At 34.6% G+C, this 17,310-nt stretch carries 16 protein-coding genes; 9 read left to right on the top strand and 7 right to left on the bottom strand.

Features of this window, described 5'->3' with window-relative positions; translation table 11 throughout:
* Positions 1-4 precede the first annotated feature (4 nt).
* Positions 5-385 (top strand): RidA family protein, encoded by a 381-nt coding sequence (locus ACKXGU_RS00410; protein WP_463466108.1) that lies wholly within the window; start codon positions 5-7, stop codon positions 383-385.
* Positions 386-396: 11 nt separating this feature from the next.
* Here ACKXGU_RS00410 and ACKXGU_RS00405 read toward each other — a convergent pair whose 3' ends face one another.
* Entirely contained in the window at positions 397-1,347 is a 951-nt protein-coding gene (locus ACKXGU_RS00405; RefSeq protein ID WP_463466107.1) for a transporter, read from the bottom strand.
* Positions 1,348-1,473: 126 nt separating this feature from the next.
* Here ACKXGU_RS00405 and ACKXGU_RS00400 point away from each other — a divergent pair, with 126 nt between their 5' ends.
* Positions 1,474-2,517, top strand: a complete 1,044-nt coding sequence (locus ACKXGU_RS00400) for a GMP reductase (RefSeq protein WP_463466106.1) — start codon at positions 1,474-1,476, stop codon at positions 2,515-2,517.
* A 6-nt stretch (positions 2,518-2,523) separates the two neighbouring features.
* Here the strand turns inward: ACKXGU_RS00400 and ACKXGU_RS00395 are convergent, their stop codons facing one another.
* The 6 genes from ACKXGU_RS00395 to ACKXGU_RS00370 all read right to left on the bottom strand — a co-directional run bounded on the left by ACKXGU_RS00395 (position 2,524) and on the right by ACKXGU_RS00370 (position 12,083).
* The gene (locus ACKXGU_RS00395; RefSeq protein WP_463466105.1) at positions 2,524-4,224 is read right to left on the bottom strand and encodes a phytoene desaturase family protein; all 1,701 of its coding nucleotides are present in this window, start codon (positions 4,222-4,224) and stop codon (positions 2,524-2,526) included.
* Between the two features lie 10 nt (positions 4,225-4,234).
* Positions 4,235-4,597: a methylglyoxal synthase gene (locus ACKXGU_RS00390; protein WP_463466104.1), complete on the bottom strand. Its 363-nt coding sequence runs from the start codon at positions 4,595-4,597 to the stop codon at positions 4,235-4,237.
* Positions 4,597-5,457 carry an N-acetylglucosamine kinase gene (locus tag ACKXGU_RS00385; RefSeq protein ID WP_463466103.1) on the bottom strand — a complete coding sequence of 287 codons (861 nt, stop codon included), beginning with the start codon at positions 5,455-5,457 and terminating at the stop codon, positions 4,597-4,599. The genes ACKXGU_RS00390 and ACKXGU_RS00385 overlap by 1 nt, the downstream gene beginning before the upstream one ends.
* A 72-nt stretch (positions 5,458-5,529) precedes the next feature.
* A complete protein-coding gene (gene gap, locus ACKXGU_RS00380; RefSeq protein WP_463466102.1) occupies positions 5,530-6,531 on the bottom strand; it encodes a type I glyceraldehyde-3-phosphate dehydrogenase in 1,002 nt (333 codons plus the stop codon).
* A gap of 34 nt (positions 6,532-6,565) precedes the next feature.
* The gene (gene pfkA, locus ACKXGU_RS00375) at positions 6,566-7,552 is read right to left on the bottom strand and encodes a 6-phosphofructokinase (protein WP_463466101.1); all 987 of its coding nucleotides are present in this window, start codon (positions 7,550-7,552) and stop codon (positions 6,566-6,568) included.
* 160 nt (positions 7,553-7,712) lie between these two features.
* Entirely contained in the window at positions 7,713-12,083 is a 4,371-nt protein-coding gene (locus ACKXGU_RS00370; protein WP_463466100.1) for a translocation/assembly module TamB domain-containing protein, read from the bottom strand.
* A gap of 130 nt (positions 12,084-12,213) precedes the next feature.
* Between ACKXGU_RS00370 and tsaD the strand changes: the two genes are divergently transcribed.
* From tsaD to ACKXGU_RS00335, 7 genes are all read left to right on the top strand, one after another.
* The gene (tsaD, locus tag ACKXGU_RS00365; RefSeq protein ID WP_463466099.1) at positions 12,214-13,236 is read left to right on the top strand and encodes a tRNA (adenosine(37)-N6)-threonylcarbamoyltransferase complex transferase subunit TsaD; all 1,023 of its coding nucleotides are present in this window, start codon (positions 12,214-12,216) and stop codon (positions 13,234-13,236) included.
* A 107-nt stretch (positions 13,237-13,343) separates the two neighbouring features.
* Complete coding sequence (locus ACKXGU_RS00360) at positions 13,344-13,967, top strand: foldase protein PrsA (protein WP_463466098.1); 624 nt, start codon at positions 13,344-13,346, stop codon at positions 13,965-13,967.
* Positions 13,967-14,671 (top strand): 16S rRNA (uracil(1498)-N(3))-methyltransferase, encoded by a 705-nt coding sequence (locus ACKXGU_RS00355; protein ID WP_463466097.1) that lies wholly within the window; start codon positions 13,967-13,969, stop codon positions 14,669-14,671. The genes ACKXGU_RS00360 and ACKXGU_RS00355 overlap by 1 nt, the downstream gene beginning before the upstream one ends.
* A 5-nt stretch (positions 14,672-14,676) precedes the next feature.
* A complete protein-coding gene (locus tag ACKXGU_RS00350) occupies positions 14,677-15,318 on the top strand; it encodes a DUF4159 domain-containing protein (RefSeq protein WP_463466096.1) in 642 nt (213 codons plus the stop codon).
* An 8-nt stretch (positions 15,319-15,326) separates the two neighbouring features.
* Complete coding sequence (locus ACKXGU_RS00345) at positions 15,327-15,659, top strand: hypothetical protein (RefSeq protein ID WP_463466095.1); 333 nt, start codon at positions 15,327-15,329, stop codon at positions 15,657-15,659.
* A 12-nt stretch (positions 15,660-15,671) separates the two neighbouring features.
* On the top strand, positions 15,672-16,187 hold the full coding sequence (locus ACKXGU_RS00340; RefSeq protein WP_463466094.1) for a TrmH family RNA methyltransferase: 516 nt from the start codon (positions 15,672-15,674) through the stop codon (positions 16,185-16,187).
* Between the two features lie 28 nt (positions 16,188-16,215).
* Positions 16,216-17,304 (top strand): AI-2E family transporter, encoded by a 1,089-nt coding sequence (locus tag ACKXGU_RS00335; protein ID WP_463466093.1) that lies wholly within the window; start codon positions 16,216-16,218, stop codon positions 17,302-17,304.
* The last annotated feature ends 6 nt before the right edge of the window (positions 17,305-17,310 follow it).

The raw sequence follows: 17,310 nt of genomic DNA, 5'->3' as shown, positions 1-17,310 counted from the left end.
ACACATGAAGACCATAATTAACACCAAAGACGCGCCTGCACCAATTGGACCTTACAATCAAGCTGTTTTAGTTGGAAACACGCTCTACACTTCGGGACAAATAGCCATTAATCCTCATACTGACAAATTAGTCTTAGATGATATTAAAACGGAGACCCAACAAGTTATGCAAAACATGCAAGCTGTTCTTCATGAGGCCGACATGACATTTGACAATGTGGTTAAAACATCTATTTTCATTAGTGATATGAATAATTTTGCGCAAATAAATGAGGTATATGCCACATACTTCGATTCAAATTCAGCTCCAGCAAGGGAAACTGTAGAAGTTGCCAACCTTCCCAAGTTTGTGAATGTTGAAATTAGCATGATAGCTATTAAATAACCAGCATTTCTTTAAAATAAAATAGAATAGCCAATACCAAGTGAATTTGTATCGGCACCAATAGATTTCACCGATTCTGAATGCAGATAGAATATTTTGGCACTTTGCTTTTTCGTAATTGGGATACCTAATGCTAAAGACGATAAAAAATCACCTCTTTCATCATTGTTAGGCTGACTATCAACAATAGATTGACCTCCCAAACCATAGCCTGCACTTATGGAAACCCACATCCTATTTTTAAATCTCCGAATTAAATGTGTTTGCGCTGCTAACGTAGGGTCTTGCTTACGTTCTTGTCCATTAAAAAAATCATTGTTAATGGTATAGATAAATACAGAAGCGGTAAACTCATATGACCACAAGCCCCAATTATGGACAAAGCCAACTTGTGGCCTAATAACAAATCTATTCTGTCCCAAATTCAACAATCTATCGCCCGAATATTGCCCAAAAGGAAAAGTCACCGAAACTGAAGCACCTAACATGGTACTTGTAGCATGTTCAGCATAATAAGCCATCATTTCTTGAGCATTCATTGCTTTAGGCCCTATTAAGTTCATTGAAAATCTAATTCTGGGGTCTGAAAATCCAGTTCTGGTAATACTTGTGGGCACTCCCTGCAGTAAGCCCTCCCAATTAGCATTTACATAGGGTAATAAAACATCTAATCTTGCCAACTTATTTCCAATTTTTAAGGGCTGAACATAAGATATCGCCATGGCATCAACTTTCATTGTGACATCTTCAGCCTGCAATACAGGATCAAACAAAATATCTCCAAAAGTATGAACATATCCACCTCCAATTACATGGGTTCCCAGTGGTAAGGGTGTCCACCTTCTAGGTTCAATATCTTGGGCAGAAATTAAAAAGACATTAATAAATGGAACGATGAAAATAAGATTTCTTACTGTTTTCAAAATATTTATATCATTCATACCAATGATTTTAAAGTGCATCTAACGTGTTTTACAAACAAAAATAATCTCTCAAAAATCGATTATTCATTCATTAAATCAAAATCATTAATCTTTATATTTATTATAGGAACTTGTATATTTGATAAAATACCAAAAATAAATTCCATGCGCATAGAGCAAGACATCAAACTTGGTTTTAAGGACGTTATGATAAGACCTAAAAGATCCACTCTTAAAAGTAGGTCTCAAGTTAATTTAGAACGGGATTTTAAATTTTTAAATAGTCAAGCATCCTGGAGCGGCATTCCAATTATGGCTGCTAACATGGATACTGTGGGTACTTTTGAAATGGCTTTATCACTTTCGAAAAGTAAATTGTTTACCGCCATACATAAACATTATATGGTATATGAATGGGAAGCGTTTATGAAAGATGTTCCAAAAGGTATTGAGAACTACATTGCAATCAGTACAGGTACAGGAAAAGATGATGCTCATAAATTAGAAACTATCTTTTCCATGTTTCCAGAGCTTAAATACATTTGCATCGATGTTGCTAACGGCTATTCTGAACATTTTGTAAATTTTGTCAAACAAACCAGAAAGCAATATCCTGAAAAGACCATTATTGCAGGAAATGTGGTCACAGGCGAAATGGTTGAAGAATTATTATTGGCTGGGGCAGACATTATTAAAGTTGGCATAGGCCCTGGTTCAGTTTGTACTACACGTGTAAAAACAGGCGTTGGCTATCCACAATTATCTGCCATAATCGAATGTGCTGATGCAGCCCATGGACTTGGTGGACAAATTATTAGTGATGGTGGTTGTGTGACACCAGGTGATGTAGCGAAAGCCTTTGGTGCAGGAGCCGATTTTGTGATGCTAGGTGGCATGTTAGCTGGGCATGATGAAAGTGGTGGTGAAGTCATTGAAAAAGATGGTGATTTATTCAAACAATTTTATGGTATGAGCTCCGCTACTGCTATGGAAAAACATGTAGGAGGTATTGCTGATTACCGCGCAAGTGAAGGAAAAACCGTGAAAGTGCCCTACAAAGGTAAAGTGGAAATCACATTACAGGATATCTTAGGAGGCCTACGAAGTACCTGTACTTATGTTGGAGCTCAACGTCTAAAAGAATTGACTAAACGCACGACTTTCATTCGTGTAGCAGAACAAGAAAATCAAATTTACACCAACGAGTAACATTATTTAGTTTAGGACTTGATCTTTACTTGCCAATCTGGATTTTTTAACTTCTATTTTCTTTAACATCCAATCAGGATAGTTCGTACTATCTTCCGCATCGAAAACCTGGAGGTTTTGATTTGAATCTGGTTTCAAAAGGTCATCTTGTTTGCAACATAATATCTTGGCGGCAGTTTGAACCCCTGAATAACCAGCTCCAGCAACACCATGGGAAACAATACTGGCACCACACATATACAAGTTTTCAATTTCACTTTTAGGTTTAAAAGCAAATGGTCCAATATGTTTTAAACTTTTTTCAGTGCCATATACATTGCCTCGAGTTGTATTCAAGTAATATTCGTTCGTTAATGGTGTTCCCAAATCTTTGTGAACAATATGGTCGGATATTCCAGGTACAACTCGTTCCAGACTATTTAAAAATTTCTGAATTAATTTTTCCTTAAAATCTAAATATTTTTGTGAGCGCTCAATGGTTTCATTTTGAAATTCTTTAAAAGCATCATAATTGATATAAGTGATGACTTCAAGTGTATGGTAGCGACCATCAAAACTCATAGGATCCTTTAAGGTTGTACAGCTTATAAACAAACCCGAAAACTCATCTCCTTCTAAAATATTGGGTTTCTGCATATCTTCATACAAATCATCCATATCTTTATTGGGAATCATCCAAATATTCCCAGAATCTAACCCTGCTTTTTTAACATCCATATCAACCGTTAAAAACAGCATCAGAGACGTACAAGAATATTTTGTTCGTTGTAGTTTTTTTATTAATCGCTTACTTAAATATTTTTCTCCAATTAATCTTCTGTAAGTTGTGTCTGGGTCTGCATTTGATATGATTCTTTTAGATAACAATGTTTCTCCATTTTCTAATACAACACCAACAGCATTATTTTTCTTTTTTCCTTTCTCAATAAGGATTTTAGAAACACCTGTGCTTGTCCTCACGGAGCCACCATATTCCTTTATCCTATTAGTCATTGCCTTAACAAGTGCACCTCCTCCACCAACAGGATAATACCCACCTTCTGAATAATGATCCATAATTGCCGCATGCATTATGAAACTAGCTTTCGCTGGTGGCAAGCCATGATCGCCATATTGAATATTTAAAATTCGTTGTAATAAGGTATCCTTGACGTGCCAGTTAATAACGCGTTTTAAAGTAAATGGCGCATATTTCCCCATGTGTTTTGTCCTGAATGGAATGATTATTTGCTGCCATAGCGTTTTAATCTTTGGAATAAGCTGTAATTGGGTACTGACATTTTTAACCAGCGTCAGGTACTTAATGATACCTTTTTTTTCATGAGGAAATTTTTCGATTAACCGCTTTTCAAATTCCGAAAAATCAGCAGGATAGTCAAAACGCTCATCTCCTATTCTACAGTGTTCAAAGGCATCAGCATTCATTTTAAAAAAAGCGACATCATTGGCAATACCCAGTCCCTCATATAGTTCCCGCGTTGACTGCCCCTCTCCAAGCAAACCAACATAGTGCACACCAGGTGTAAATCGATAGCCATTTAAGTAAAAGCTGTGACACCAGCCTCCTGGAACATCATGTTGTTCCAGAACCAAAACACGTTGACCTGCTCTGGCCAGACATATAGCAGATGATAAGCCTCCAACACCTGAACCTATAACAATTGTATCATATTGATTTTCAGATTTGGTTTTTGAAAACTCATTCATTCTGTAAAAATTAAATACCCTTGATTAATAATTCTGCCGTAGCAGGGTTTGTGGCTAAAGGTACATCATGAACATCACATAAACGCATAAGCATTAACACATCGGGTTCGTGAGGATGTTTTTCCAGTGGATCCCTGAAAAACAATACCATATGGCATTTACCTTCAGCAACTCTAGCCGCTATCTGCGCATCACCTCCTAAAGGCCCTGATAATAATCGTATAACTTCAAATCCAGCTTTTTTTACTTTCTTCCCCGTGGTGCCTGTAGAAACAAGCGAAATATTTTTTTGATGTAAAATTTCACGATGCTCATTCAAGAACTGAACCATTTCAGCTTTTTTTCCATCATGAGCAATAATTGCAATTTCCATTATATTAAGTTAGAATGATAATTAACAAGCCCCTCTATTGGTCTTCTGACAATATTGCCAACTTTAAACCCTAATTCTTCGGCAACTTCATGAATTTCTTCTTTGGAAAAAAACGCTATGGAACCCGCAAAGTGAACCGGGACATTTTTCAACTCATCTTTAAATTGAAAAATCATATTTTTTGCAAAAACACGAAGTCCTGACTTGATTACATTTCTTATATATTCAGACTCCTTGTTCAAGAACATAAACTCAGCAAATGAGGCCAGATAAGCATTAGGGTTAGGTTGTTTATATAAATTGTACTTTATAAAATCAGCATCTAAATTATAGCGTTCAGCAAAGGAAACCTTAATTTCTTCGGGCATATGATTAAAATAATAGTCACGAATAAGTTGTTTACCATAATAATTACCTGAAGCATCATCCATTAAAGTATAGCCAAGTGAACTCACCCGCTGATGAAGGTTTTTTCCATCAAAATAACTACAGTTTGAACCAGTTCCCAAAATACAAACAACTGCTGCTTCTTCTGGACTGCTAATTGTTGCCCTAACAGCAGCAAAAGTATCTTCCTTAACTTCTACCAAGGCATTAGTAAAAATGGATTCTAAAACGCCTTTTAACTGAAGTCTTGGTTTTTCTGTCCCACAACCAGCTCCATAGAAATAAACATGGGTTACTTCATTTTTATGAGCATTAATATCTGGATGCTTATTTATTATTTTATAAAGTTTCTTTTCTTTTAAAATAGCTGGGTTAAGACCTTTAGTTCGAATCTTTTCCAATAATTGTTTGCCATTCTCATCTATAGAAATCCAGTCACATTTTGTAGAGCCACTATCAACAATAAATATCATAAGCTTAAATTAAAAAATCCGTAGTTAATAATATTCAACAAACTACGGATTAAAATTTTAAATATTAAATTTTTATATAGAATTTACATGCATAGCTAAATCAACCAGTTTATTGGAATACCCAAACTCATTGTCATACCATGCAACCAATTTAAAGAAACGAGAATTTAACTCAATAGCTGCATCTGCATCAAAAATGGATGTTCTGGCATCACTTACAAAATCTTGTGAAACCACTAACTCATCTGTATAGCCTAATACACCTTGCATACTAGTTTCCGAGGCCTTTTTAAATACGTCTTTTATTTCGTCTAAAGACGTCTCTTTTTCAGTTCTAACCGTCAAATCTACTACAGAAACATCAGCAGTTGGCACACGAAATGCCATACCCGTTAATTTACCATCTAGTTTTGGAATCACTTTTCCAACAGCCTTTGCTGCACCAGTAGAAGCAGGAATAATATTAATCAATGCACTTCTGCCTCCTCTAAAATCCTTTCTTGATGGACCGTCTACGGTTAATTGTGTAGCAGTTGTCGCATGAACCGTTGTCATTAAAGCTTCTTCGATACCAAAATTATCATCCAAAACCTTGGCCATTGGTGCTAAACAATTAGTTGTACATGATGCGTTTGAAACGATTACATCAGATGCTTTAGCTTCATGATGATTAACACCCATTACAAACATAGGGGCATCTTTACTTGGTGCCGAAATAACCACTTTTTTGGCTCCTGCATCTATGTGATATTGTGCTGTTTCCAAGGTGGTAAAAATGCCTGTGCAATCAGCAACGACATCTACTCCAACTTCATTCCATTTTAAATTTTTAGGATCTCTTTCGGCAGTTACCCGCACTTTTTTTCCATTGACAATCAAATGTCCATCTTTTACTTCAATGGTCCCATCAAAACGGCCATGAACAGAGTCATATTCCAATAAATAAGCTAAATGTTCGACATCCAATAAATCATTAATGGCAACCACATCAACATCTGGTCTGTTTACAGTAGCTCTAAATACTATTCTTCCTATTCTTCCAAAACCGTTTATTCCTAATTTTAAACTTGACATATATCTTTTTTCGTTTTTTTACTTATTTATAATTTTATGTTGTCATGATATCTGATACACGCAACAATTCTTTGTTAATTTCTGATTTTCCTTTTACTGCTTTATCCAATGGAGTAAGTGCTATTTTATTATCCAGAATGCCAACCATATAATTAGATTTGCCTTCCAATAAAGATTCAACAGCTTTTACACCCATTCTACTGGCTAAAACACGATCAAAGCACGAGGGCGAACCGCCCCTTTGCATATGTCCTAAAACGGATACACGTACTTCATACTCTTCCATGTTTTCTTCAACATAATCCTTGAGTTCAAATACATTTTTACCAATTTTATCGCCTTCAGCGACCACAACAATACTTGAAGATTTCCCTGACTGTTTGCTCCTTCTCAACGAATCTAAAAGTCTATCCAACCCTAAATCTTCTTCGGGAATCAAAATCTCCTCGGCTCCTGCACCTACACCTGCATTGAGTGCAATGTGACCCACATCCCGTCCCATGACTTCAACAAAAAACAATCGCTTATGTGAACTTGCTGTATCTCGGATTTTATCAATAACTTCAACTACCGTGTTTAAGGCGGTGTCAAAACCAAGTGTAAAATTGGTTCCAAAAATATCATTATCAATGGTGCCAGGAATACCAATTACAGGAAATCCGAATTCTTCATTAAATATCATGCCTCCTGTAAAAGTACCATCACCACCTATTAAAACTAGAGCATCTATCCCTACACTTTTTAATTGCAGATAGGCCTTTTGTCTACCTTCTTTAGTTCTAAATTCATTTGAGCGCGCAGATTTTAACATCGTGCCACCTGTGTGAATGATATTGTTTACACTACGAGCTGATAAAATTTTAAAATCACCTTCAATCAATCCTTCATAACCTCTGTAAATACCAACACATTCTATTTGATGAAAAGCACAAGTCCGAACGACCGAACGAATAGCGGCATTCATTCCAGGTGCATCACCACCTGATGTTAAAACTCCTATTTTTTTAATTTTTTTAGTCATAAAAAACCTCTTGGTTTAGTAAAACTACTAAAGAAAAATCATAAATAACAAGGTTTTGAAATAAATTAAGAGAAGATTAAAAACTCAAACGTTTTCGTTAATAAATAAGTTAATTTTTTGCGTAAAGAAACAAAAAACAGGCATTAATGAACAACAAATATCAGTCCTTTTCCTTTTTAAAGCCTACATAGCTAGGAATGTTTTTATCGCTATCATTTTCTTCTTGAGCTTCCTTATCCATTTCGTCTTCAACTTCTTTTTTCCCTTTGAGAATGATATTGATGAGCTCTCCAAAAGTATCAAAATCAACACTCCAAGCTATACCAATTCCCTGGGTATAACCTATTTCTTCCCCAAAATTCCGAATACTATTTTCACGATTAAAAACTTTAGCTCTCAAAGTGCCTTCTTCATTCAACAAGAAATCTATTTGAACATCTCCAGCTACAACCGTTTCACTAACACCACCTACCGGGACACCTACCTTACCATTAACAAGAATTCTATCGCTAATATTGGTCTGCAACGTAACACCCAACCGATCATCCGTTTGATAATCTGGAGTATTTTCTCCTGCTTCGTAGTTTAAACCAATATTTACTTTATTGTCACTATTTGAGAAAAAGCCATTGATAATACCATTGAGCCTTTCTGTAACAGTCCCGGTAATGTTCACATTTTGTCTGTTTGAAAATGCTCCTGTAGCCAATAGGAATAAAGCTTGATTATCTCTCTCTTCCTTCGAATCCAAACGGTAATTTAATTCAGACTTTACTGTTGAGTTGACATTTGGAAACTCAAAATTAAAGTCGATTTCAGGTTTCTCCAACGGACCACTCAAAGTTGTTCTTACATAAACCGGAATACTTCTATTTATAGGATTATCCAACAAAGGTGAAGGGTTTGCCTGTGTTTTGTATATGGCATTAATTTCAATTTGTGCTCTAAAAGGATCTCCTTCCCAAACCAGCGAACCTCCGGGTTCTACTTCAAACTTTTTCTGAACAAGGCCTCCATACATAAAATTGTAAACACCTTCAAACACAATAAAATCACCATAAATGTTAAACTTACCATTGGTGTTAATATCAATTAACATCCCACCTGCTCCTCGGCCTTTGATGGTGCTTCCAGATACTTTATCAATAACAATTTCAATCTCCGCGTCTTGGGTAATATCCAATTCAAAATCAAGTTCCAAACCAGTAATATCCTTCGTTTGAACTTCTCTACCTTCTTTTTTGGCTTTTTTCTCTTCAGGAGTCAAAAAATGAATATATGAATTGTCACCAAAAGATTCTGAATCACTCAATGGAATAATGAAAATAGTCCCTGGTTTTGTTTCTCCAACTACTGTAATAACCAATTCATCGGTTGGACCATCAATACTGGCTAGTCCACCAATAAAACCAGTACCATAATATGGTGCATCTTCAGTCTCTTCTTCTGTGTCCAAAACCAACAGCCTTGGCGTATTAATATCAATATCTAAACTCCATTCTGAAAAGTTAACATGATTTATGGAGCCATTCAAAACGCCTTTCGAATTATATTTTGTATCTGTTAAATTGATATTATTAAAAACAAAGCTTTGATTTTCAAGCGTGACAGAAGATTTATCGGCAAAGTCATAATCTACATTTAAATAAGGTACCGTCAGTCCAGAATTATTTAATTGTAGGTCTCCATTGATTTCTGGCAGCTTGAGACTACCACTTACTTTGGCAACACCAGTCACCTCCCCACGTATGTTGGTTAAAATATCTGACAAAAATGGATTTAAGGGTGATAGATTAAAATCCTTAAAATTTAGGTCAACATCTATCGATGATGAATTTGACGCTACGTTGATGTTTCCTTTTGCGGAGAAGGATTCCGTGAGATCATCTTTAATTTTAGCATCCACGGTATAGTTGGTCAAAGACTCATCACCAATAATATTGGCATCAAAAGAACCTAAAACAAGACCATTAACTTCCAAGTCATCAATTGTAACGGTGGAGTTTGGTAAATACCTACCATGTTCCTGTAAAATATCTAACTTCCCATTAACATTACCTCGTAAATCCAAACTGTCTATTGTTGGTGTAATCTTGGCTAAATCAACATCCTTGAAGTTCAATCTAATGTCTTTATATGTTGAATCCCTTAATAAACCGGATAGCTTGATCTCTTCTTGGTTGTGATTCATTCTAAATGAATCGATGTTAATAGTCGACAAATCTTTACTAACAATGATTTTGTTGTTATTATCTCGCCTGTCATTTATGACCCATTTATTACCCTTGAAGGTAGCATCAGACCTTTTAAATCCGATTACGGATTTATTATCTTCATTTATTGTATGATAAAAACTTAAGTCATACGAATCAGCATTATTACGACCCCCATTGAACTCTGATCGCATATACAAAGTATCATTAAGCGTCACATTTATTAAGTTAAATTTCGAAAGATTGTAGAAAGTGGTGTTAATACTATCAACTTCAATAAAGGTATTATACAAGGGGTTTTTACTGTCAACCTGAAGGGAAATTTGATCAGCAAAATAATCAAAAAGCTTGATTTTAGGCGATTTGAAAGTTAGTTTAAATTCTTTCTCATCGCTTTCAACCCGTCCTTTAAAATATGTGTTAGAACCCAACTCAATATCTGGAACAAATACCTCAACAATTTTGTTATAGATTTTAAAATTAAAGTCGATATATTGGTTTTCCTTTACTTTATGTGGTCTATAATTGGTGTACATATTTCCTATGGCATTTTCAAATAAATACCCAATATCATCAAATGAGAATACACCACTTAATTGCCCTTGAATAATATCGGGTGAATTCACATCAATAATACGTTTGCTCCCATCGAAAGATGATGTTATCTGAAAATCTTCAAAAACGTATTCACCATTTTCATTTTCATAATGCGTATCATCAAAAACAATACTACCTTCAGCATCATCAAACGATGTCCCTGTCATCTTCATTTCAACCAAACCTTTAAATATTGCCTGTTCATCCCTCTTGACAATATTCATAGCTTTTAAGTTGGCATAACTTACATTAGCTATAAAATCGAACTCATTAACTTCATTGGAAAAATCGGCCAAGCCATTAAAATTTACTCTAAAATTAGGGTCATGTGATACCAATTTTCCATCATAAATATTATTTCCTAAATCTCCGGACAATTCAATATTGTTATATTCGTAACCATTGTATACTACCGAATAGACATCGCCCAGCAATTGTGTGTTTAGGCTTTCCAATGTAAATCCCTTACCCTTTACATCTAAATTTAATGAAGCTATACTCCATTTGGGATTATCAATAAATTTTCCAATATCAAAATCGTCAAAAATAATATTCCCATTATATGTGGCATTATCAATATCGTTAATGGTTTTGAGCTCCAGATTTGAGTGAATAAATCCTAATTCCGTATGGATACCGATATCTGCTCTCACATTTGTTGTGGTAATTTCGGAGCGCCCAACAATAGTGAAGTTACCAAGCTTATTAAACGCCGTTGGAATGGACTCTCCTAAAACATTTGGAAGAAGTGCCGTTAAATCCTGATAATTAGAAGATAAATTGGTGAACTGACCGTTCATATAAAAGTTGCCCTCTTCAGCATTAAAGAGGTTTAAAAAATGGATATCTCCATAAATTTTACTATTGGAACTGGTGTTCAGCTTTAAATTATTGACATGCATATCATTCAACGTGCCGGTAATATTGGCAGTCAGAGTTGCATGCTGATTAATTCCAAATTCATCGTAAAAGGTATTTAGTTCATTAAGAGCAATATTGGCCTCGGTAAAGTTTGCCTCGACATTCACTTTATCGGTAAAGTCCTTTAAATCTTCTCTATTATATAAAAACTTCACATCTCCTTTTAATTCAGAATTAGCCGTTCTAATGTCTAAATCATCTAGAAAAATTTGTTCACGTGTGTATGAAAAATTGGTTACCAAATTTTTCATTTTTAATCCGCGACTGTCATTAAAAGCCAATGTGTTAATGCGTGTGCTCACATTGGGACCACTGATTACTAAATTGGTAGAATTTGTAAAAATGTCCGTAAACTCCAAAATTTTTGGAGTTTCCTTATTATAGTCAATAAGTCTAAATGTTCCTCTTGAAATAGTCACATCACTTGAGGACATCAGAAAATCGCTTGGATCGGTATTGGGTTCTTCTTCATCAAACCTGGCCACAAAAACATCCAGATTAGTATCGGTTTCTCCTTTATAGGTTACAATATTGAAAATCAACCCTTCCAAATCTATATCGCCAAATACCAATTTACCGTTATAAAGATTCTTGAAATTTAAAATAGACGTGTTGATTTCAGTCGCACTAATAAGTGTATCCAACTTATAATCACGGATCAAGACTCCCTTTAGCTCCACATCACCATTAAACTGCAATCCTATTTTATCAATATTGATGTTGGTTTTAAAATCTTCGTTTATACGCTTTGTAGCATAATTCCCAAGTCCTGTTTGAACTGCCGGAATGGATAATATCAATACTAGAATAATAAACAGCAACAACAATGTTGCCAGTAACCGACCCAGTATTTTAAAAAATTTTTTGATACGTATTGAAAGTTATAACTTTGAAGTCAAAATTAACAATAATTATGCCTAATATTCAGTAATGGGTTCAGAAAATATTTACATCCTGGGAATTGAATCTTCATGCGATGATACAGCTGCTTCAGTGATTTGCAATGGTAAGGTTTTAAGTAATGTTGTGGCAAACCAAAAAATACATGAAGCCTACGGCGGTGTTGTTCCTGAATTGGCTTCAAGAGCCCATCAGCAAAATATAGTTCCTGTTGTAGATCAGGCTTTAAAAAAAGCTAATATCTCAAAAAATGAATTACATGCTGTTGCCTTTACCCGAGGCCCTGGCCTTTTAGGTTCGCTACTTGTTGGTACCTCATTTGCCAAATCACTAGCCTTTGGGTTGCAAATCCCACTTATTGAAGTCAACCATATGCAAGCCCATATCCTGGCTCATTTTATTGAAGAAGAAGGCTATAATAAACCTCCCTTTCCGTTTTTGGCAATGACAATTTCTGGTGGACATACGCAAATAGTGAAGGTGTCCAGCTATTTCGATATGGATGTTATTGGCGAAACCATTGATGATGCCGTAGGTGAAGCTTACGATAAAAGTGGGAAAATATTAGGTTTAGGTTATCCAGCCGGACCTGAAATAGACAAGCGTGCCAAACTTGGCAACCCCAAAGCATTCAAATTCACGAAACCTAAAGTTGATGGTCTTAACTTTAGTTTTTCCGGACTAAAAACAGCTATTCTATATTTTGTTCAGAATGAAACGAAGAACAATCCCAATTTTATTGAAGACAACATTAACGACATCTGTGCCTCGATTCAATATACTATAATTGGTATTCTAATCGACAAGTTAAAAATAGCAGTAAAACAAACTGGTATCAAACATATTGCTATTGGTGGTGGAGTTTCAGCTAATTCCGGAATCAGACAGGCATTAAAGGATGGTGAAAACAAATTTGGATGGACCACTTATGTCCCCAAATTCGAATATACGACTGATAATGCTGCCATGATTGCCATAGTAGGCTATCTGAAATATCTAAATAATGATTTTTCTGAAAATAAAATTACAGCTTCAGCTAGGTTGAAAATCTAATAAAATTAACGGCACCTTGCATTGTTAAAACTTCTGTTGATAATGTTTTGTGATAATTCTGAATACAAGTAGAATTTTTGTTTTTTTGTTGAAACTAAATTAAAGCTATGCACAAAATTTCCCTTCTAGTCTTATTACTTTCTATAGCGTCTTACAGCCAAGAAAGTATCAGCCGTGAATTAGATTCCATTCTAAACATTGATCAAGCTGAAATGTATCTGGCCAATAATCCGTCTAAAAGTAGCAAGCTGATTAGTTTCAATGAGGAAAAGCACAAAACAACCCTAGCCAAGGAATTATTTGAACGTGGACGATCAACTGTTAAGAGTGATTTTAAAATTACGCATTATAAAGTTGTTGAAAGTAATAATAATTTGCATTACAGATTTAGCTATATCGTGTTCAATGGTGAAAATTTGAGTAAATCAGAAATAGTCATATTAAGAAGTCAAATAATGACTAAATTTGAAAACGGCATGCCTTTTAATAAATTGGCCATGCAGTATTCCGAAGATTCTAATGCAAGGCGAGGCGGTGATTCCGGTTGGCTTAAACAAGGTACTTTGCATCCTAAAATTGAAGATTTTGTAATCACAAGTCCCATGAGTATTGGTGATTTAGCAACCTTTGATGTGCTAGAAAATAATATGCATTATCTCATTCTTAAGACTCATGATATTAAGTACATAAAAGAGGTTAAGGCCCTGAAAATTGTTGAGAAGAAAAACTAATGCAATTATTTTTCAATCCCGATATAACAGAAACTTCTCAAGATATCATTTTTGATAAAGAAGAGAGCAGACATATTGCCAAGGTGTTGCGCAAATCCATTGGTGACTCTTTAGATATTACCAATGGAAAGGGTTGGTTATTTAAAGCCTCCATAATACAAGCTGACATAAAAAAATGTATCGCCAATATTATTGAAAAAGAAAAGAAACCAAAAAAAAATTACAGAATTCATCTTGCTGTTGCACCAACAAAGCTCAATGACCGCTATGAATGGTTTTTAGAAAAAAGTACCGAATTAGGAATAGATGAAATAACGCCTATTATTTGTGATCACAGCGAGCGAAAAATCATAAAACCAGAACGTTTTAACAAGATTATCCAATCGGCTATGAAACAATCCCTACAATGCTATTTGCCAATACTTAATGAACCAATTAGCTTTAGTGATTTCATGAAAGTAGAATTAATCGGACAACGATTTATTGCCCATTGTGAAGACAATCACAAATTATCTTTGAAAGAACAGCTTACGAAAGATCAAGATGTTACAATACTCATTGGACCTGAAGGTGATTTTAGTGTTAAAGAAATTGAAATGGCTTTACACAATAAATTTATTCCCGTAACTTTGGGTGAAACCAGATTACGCACTGAAACAGCTGCCATAGTTGCCTGTCATAGCGTCGTATTTGTAAATGAATAAACTATATGAAAATCATTTGGTTACTTTTAATTTGTTGCCTTCCAATCACCGCTTTTTCTCAAGATATCGCTGTACTTAAATACAAAGGTGGTGGTGATTGGTATGGAAACCCTACTGCCCTGCCCAATCTCATTAGATTTTGCAACAACAATATCAAGACTAAAATAAATCCCAAACCGGAAACAGTTGAAGTTGGAAGCACTGATATTTTTCAATATCCTTTCATTCACATGACAGGTCATGGTAATGTATTTTTTAATGAAGACGATGCCAGCAACTTAAGAAACTATTTGATTTCTGGAGGATTTCTGCATATTGATGATAACTATGGTATGAAACCCTATATAACTGAAGAATTAAAAAAAGTGTTCCCTAATTCCGATCTGATTGAAATTCCTGCCAATCATCCTATATTCAATGTTGCATACTCTTTTCCAGAAGGATTACCTAAAATTCATGAACATGATGGAAAACGCCCACAAGCATTAGGAATATTTCATGAATCGCGATTAGTTTTACTCTTTACTTTTGAATGTGATTTAGGAGATGGCTGGGAAGATCAAGTCGTTCATAACGACCCTGAAGACGTTCGAGAAAAAGCTTTGAAAATGGGAGCAAATATTGTTAAATATGCTTTCGAGAATTAAAAAATATTATGAAGTTAAGCTATTACTGTAATTTCTGTCGTGCTGAAAATTATATTAAAACAAATACCTCCAATAGACATGACTTGTTGATGGAATTGGGTAAAAATGAAATAGCAAACACCTGTAATAATTGTGGTAAAGAAACCAATAAACACATAAATAGGCTACACGCTGAACCTAACAATTTATTAATTATTGCTAGTGTCATCCTTGCTATTATTCTAACCATTTTATTATGGAATTTTGGTTTAATCAGTACATTAAGTGGAACAATCCCGATTGCTGTTTGGATGGATCAAAATAAAAAAACTAGTAACTTTAATAAAAGTAGAGTAAAATAATTTTTTAGTTAGTTGCAACGCAATCATTACAATACAACTTTTACAAAACAACAGTTCCCCATTGTTATAATCTGTGACAATATTTCCAATGCTACTAATATAGGAAGTCTGTTAAGGACTGCTGATGCTTTTGGTGTTGAAAAAGTAATATTCTGTGGTGATGATCTTGCTTTAAGCAGAAAATCCACAAGAGCTTCAAGATCTGCAGAAAAGGCAGTTGCATATGAATTAAATTGTGATATTCAAACCGCAATTAATAGCTGCAAGGAATCTCATTATCAAATTATCGCGCTTGAAATTACTACGGATAGTATACCTATAAATAATTACAAAGTAAAATCGAATAGCCCTATTGCTTTAATTATTGGTGACGAAAACTTTGGTGTCTCTGAATCGATTTTAGATCAATGTCATAACACATTGCATATTGACATGTATGGTCAAAATAGTAGCATGAATGTAGTGCAGGCAGCTTCTATAGCATTATATGAAATAACCAAGCAACTAAATAGTTCATTAATATCGTGAATTAAACATCAATATGTATATTTACTAAATGAATTCAAAAGAAATAGCCAACGGAATTTTAAGAGCATTAGCCATTGTATTGGGTATTGGTGCCCTATTGTATTTTCTCTATATTATTCAATCAGTAATTGTCTATATTGTTATTTCTGTAGTTGTATCGCTTACGGGTAGACCAATAGTAGGATTTTTAAAGAATAGACTTAAATTTAAAAACACTTTTGCGGTAGCTGTAACTATGTTTTTGTTAATTGGATTAATGGTAGGGCTTATCATGTTATTTGTTCCACTATTGGCTGAACAAGGTCATAATTTATCACTTTTGGATATTAACAAGTTAGAAAGCAACGTTAAAGACCTCTACATTGAAACAACCAAACAATTTGGAATATCGCCTTTGGAAGTTGAAGAATCATTGAAAGAAAGCCACCTATTGTCCAGAATAGATTATTCAGTTATTCCAGATTTTCTGAATACCATCATGAGTGGTTTAGGCAACTTTAGTATTGGTTTGTTTTCAGTCATGTTCATTTCATTTTTCTTTTTAAAAGACAGCAAACTATTTGAGAATAGCTTAATGACCTTGATACCTGACAATAAAGAAGCCCGATTAAAAAAATCAATAGAAAAAATAAAAGATTTGCTATCGCGTTACTTTGTGGGGTTGGTACTACAGATTTCTGTACTGTTTGTAATATATACTATTGGACTATTAATCATAGGGGTTGAAAACGCCATTGTGATTGCTTTTTTGTGTGCATTAATTAACCTTATTCCATATTTAGGGCCTATGATTGGAGGTATTATCATGATCTTTTTGACTATGACCAGCAACTTGGGCGAAGGATTTAGTGAAGTTATTGTTCCTATGACACTTAAAGTATTGGCTGTTATAACCATCGGACAATTAATTGATAATTTTTTTAGCCAACCGCTTATTTTTTCAAAAAGCGTCAAGTCCCACCCTTTAGAAATATTTTTAATTATTATTATAGCAGGCCTGTTATTTGGTGTTGTCGGAATGATAATGGCTGTACCTGCTTATACTGCATTAAAAGTTATTCTAAAAGAATTTCTTTCAGAAAACAAAATTGTACAAAACCTCACCAAAGGACTATAATTAATC

It is taken from the genome of Hanstruepera sp. CR43 (assembly GCF_055227665.1).
The sequence above is the reverse complement of the archived record's forward strand: the minus strand, read 5'-3'. Positions and strand labels throughout refer to the sequence as shown.

Bases quoted from the DNA above. Each gene is read 5' to 3' on its own strand.
- ACKXGU_RS00410 (WP_463466108.1), top strand. From the start codon at position 5: ATGAAGACCATAATTAACACCAAAGACGCGCCTGCACCAATTGGACCT.
- ACKXGU_RS00405 (WP_463466107.1), bottom strand. From the start codon at position 1,347: ATGCACTTTAAAATCATTGGTATGAATGATATAAATATTTTGAAAACA.
- ACKXGU_RS00400 (WP_463466106.1), top strand. From the start codon at position 1,474: ATGCGCATAGAGCAAGACATCAAACTTGGTTTTAAGGACGTTATGATA.
- ACKXGU_RS00395 (WP_463466105.1), bottom strand. From the start codon at position 4,224: ATGAATGAGTTTTCAAAAACCAAATCTGAAAATCAATATGATACAATT.
- ACKXGU_RS00390 (WP_463466104.1), bottom strand. From the start codon at position 4,597: ATGGAAATTGCAATTATTGCTCATGATGGAAAAAAAGCTGAAATGGTT.
- ACKXGU_RS00385 (WP_463466103.1), bottom strand. From the start codon at position 5,457: ATGATATTTATTGTTGATAGTGGCTCTACAAAATGTGACTGGATTTCT.
- gap (WP_463466102.1), bottom strand. From the start codon at position 6,531: ATGTCAAGTTTAAAATTAGGAATAAACGGTTTTGGAAGAATAGGAAGA.
- pfkA (WP_463466101.1), bottom strand. From the start codon at position 7,552: ATGACTAAAAAAATTAAAAAAATAGGAGTTTTAACATCAGGTGGTGAT.
- tsaD (WP_463466099.1), top strand. From the start codon at position 12,214: ATGGGTTCAGAAAATATTTACATCCTGGGAATTGAATCTTCATGCGAT.
- ACKXGU_RS00360 (WP_463466098.1), top strand. From the start codon at position 13,344: ATGCACAAAATTTCCCTTCTAGTCTTATTACTTTCTATAGCGTCTTAC.
- ACKXGU_RS00355 (WP_463466097.1), top strand. From the start codon at position 13,967: ATGCAATTATTTTTCAATCCCGATATAACAGAAACTTCTCAAGATATC.
- ACKXGU_RS00350 (WP_463466096.1), top strand. From the start codon at position 14,677: ATGAAAATCATTTGGTTACTTTTAATTTGTTGCCTTCCAATCACCGCT.
- ACKXGU_RS00345 (WP_463466095.1), top strand. From the start codon at position 15,327: ATGAAGTTAAGCTATTACTGTAATTTCTGTCGTGCTGAAAATTATATT.
- ACKXGU_RS00335 (WP_463466093.1), top strand. From the start codon at position 16,216: ATGAATTCAAAAGAAATAGCCAACGGAATTTTAAGAGCATTAGCCATT.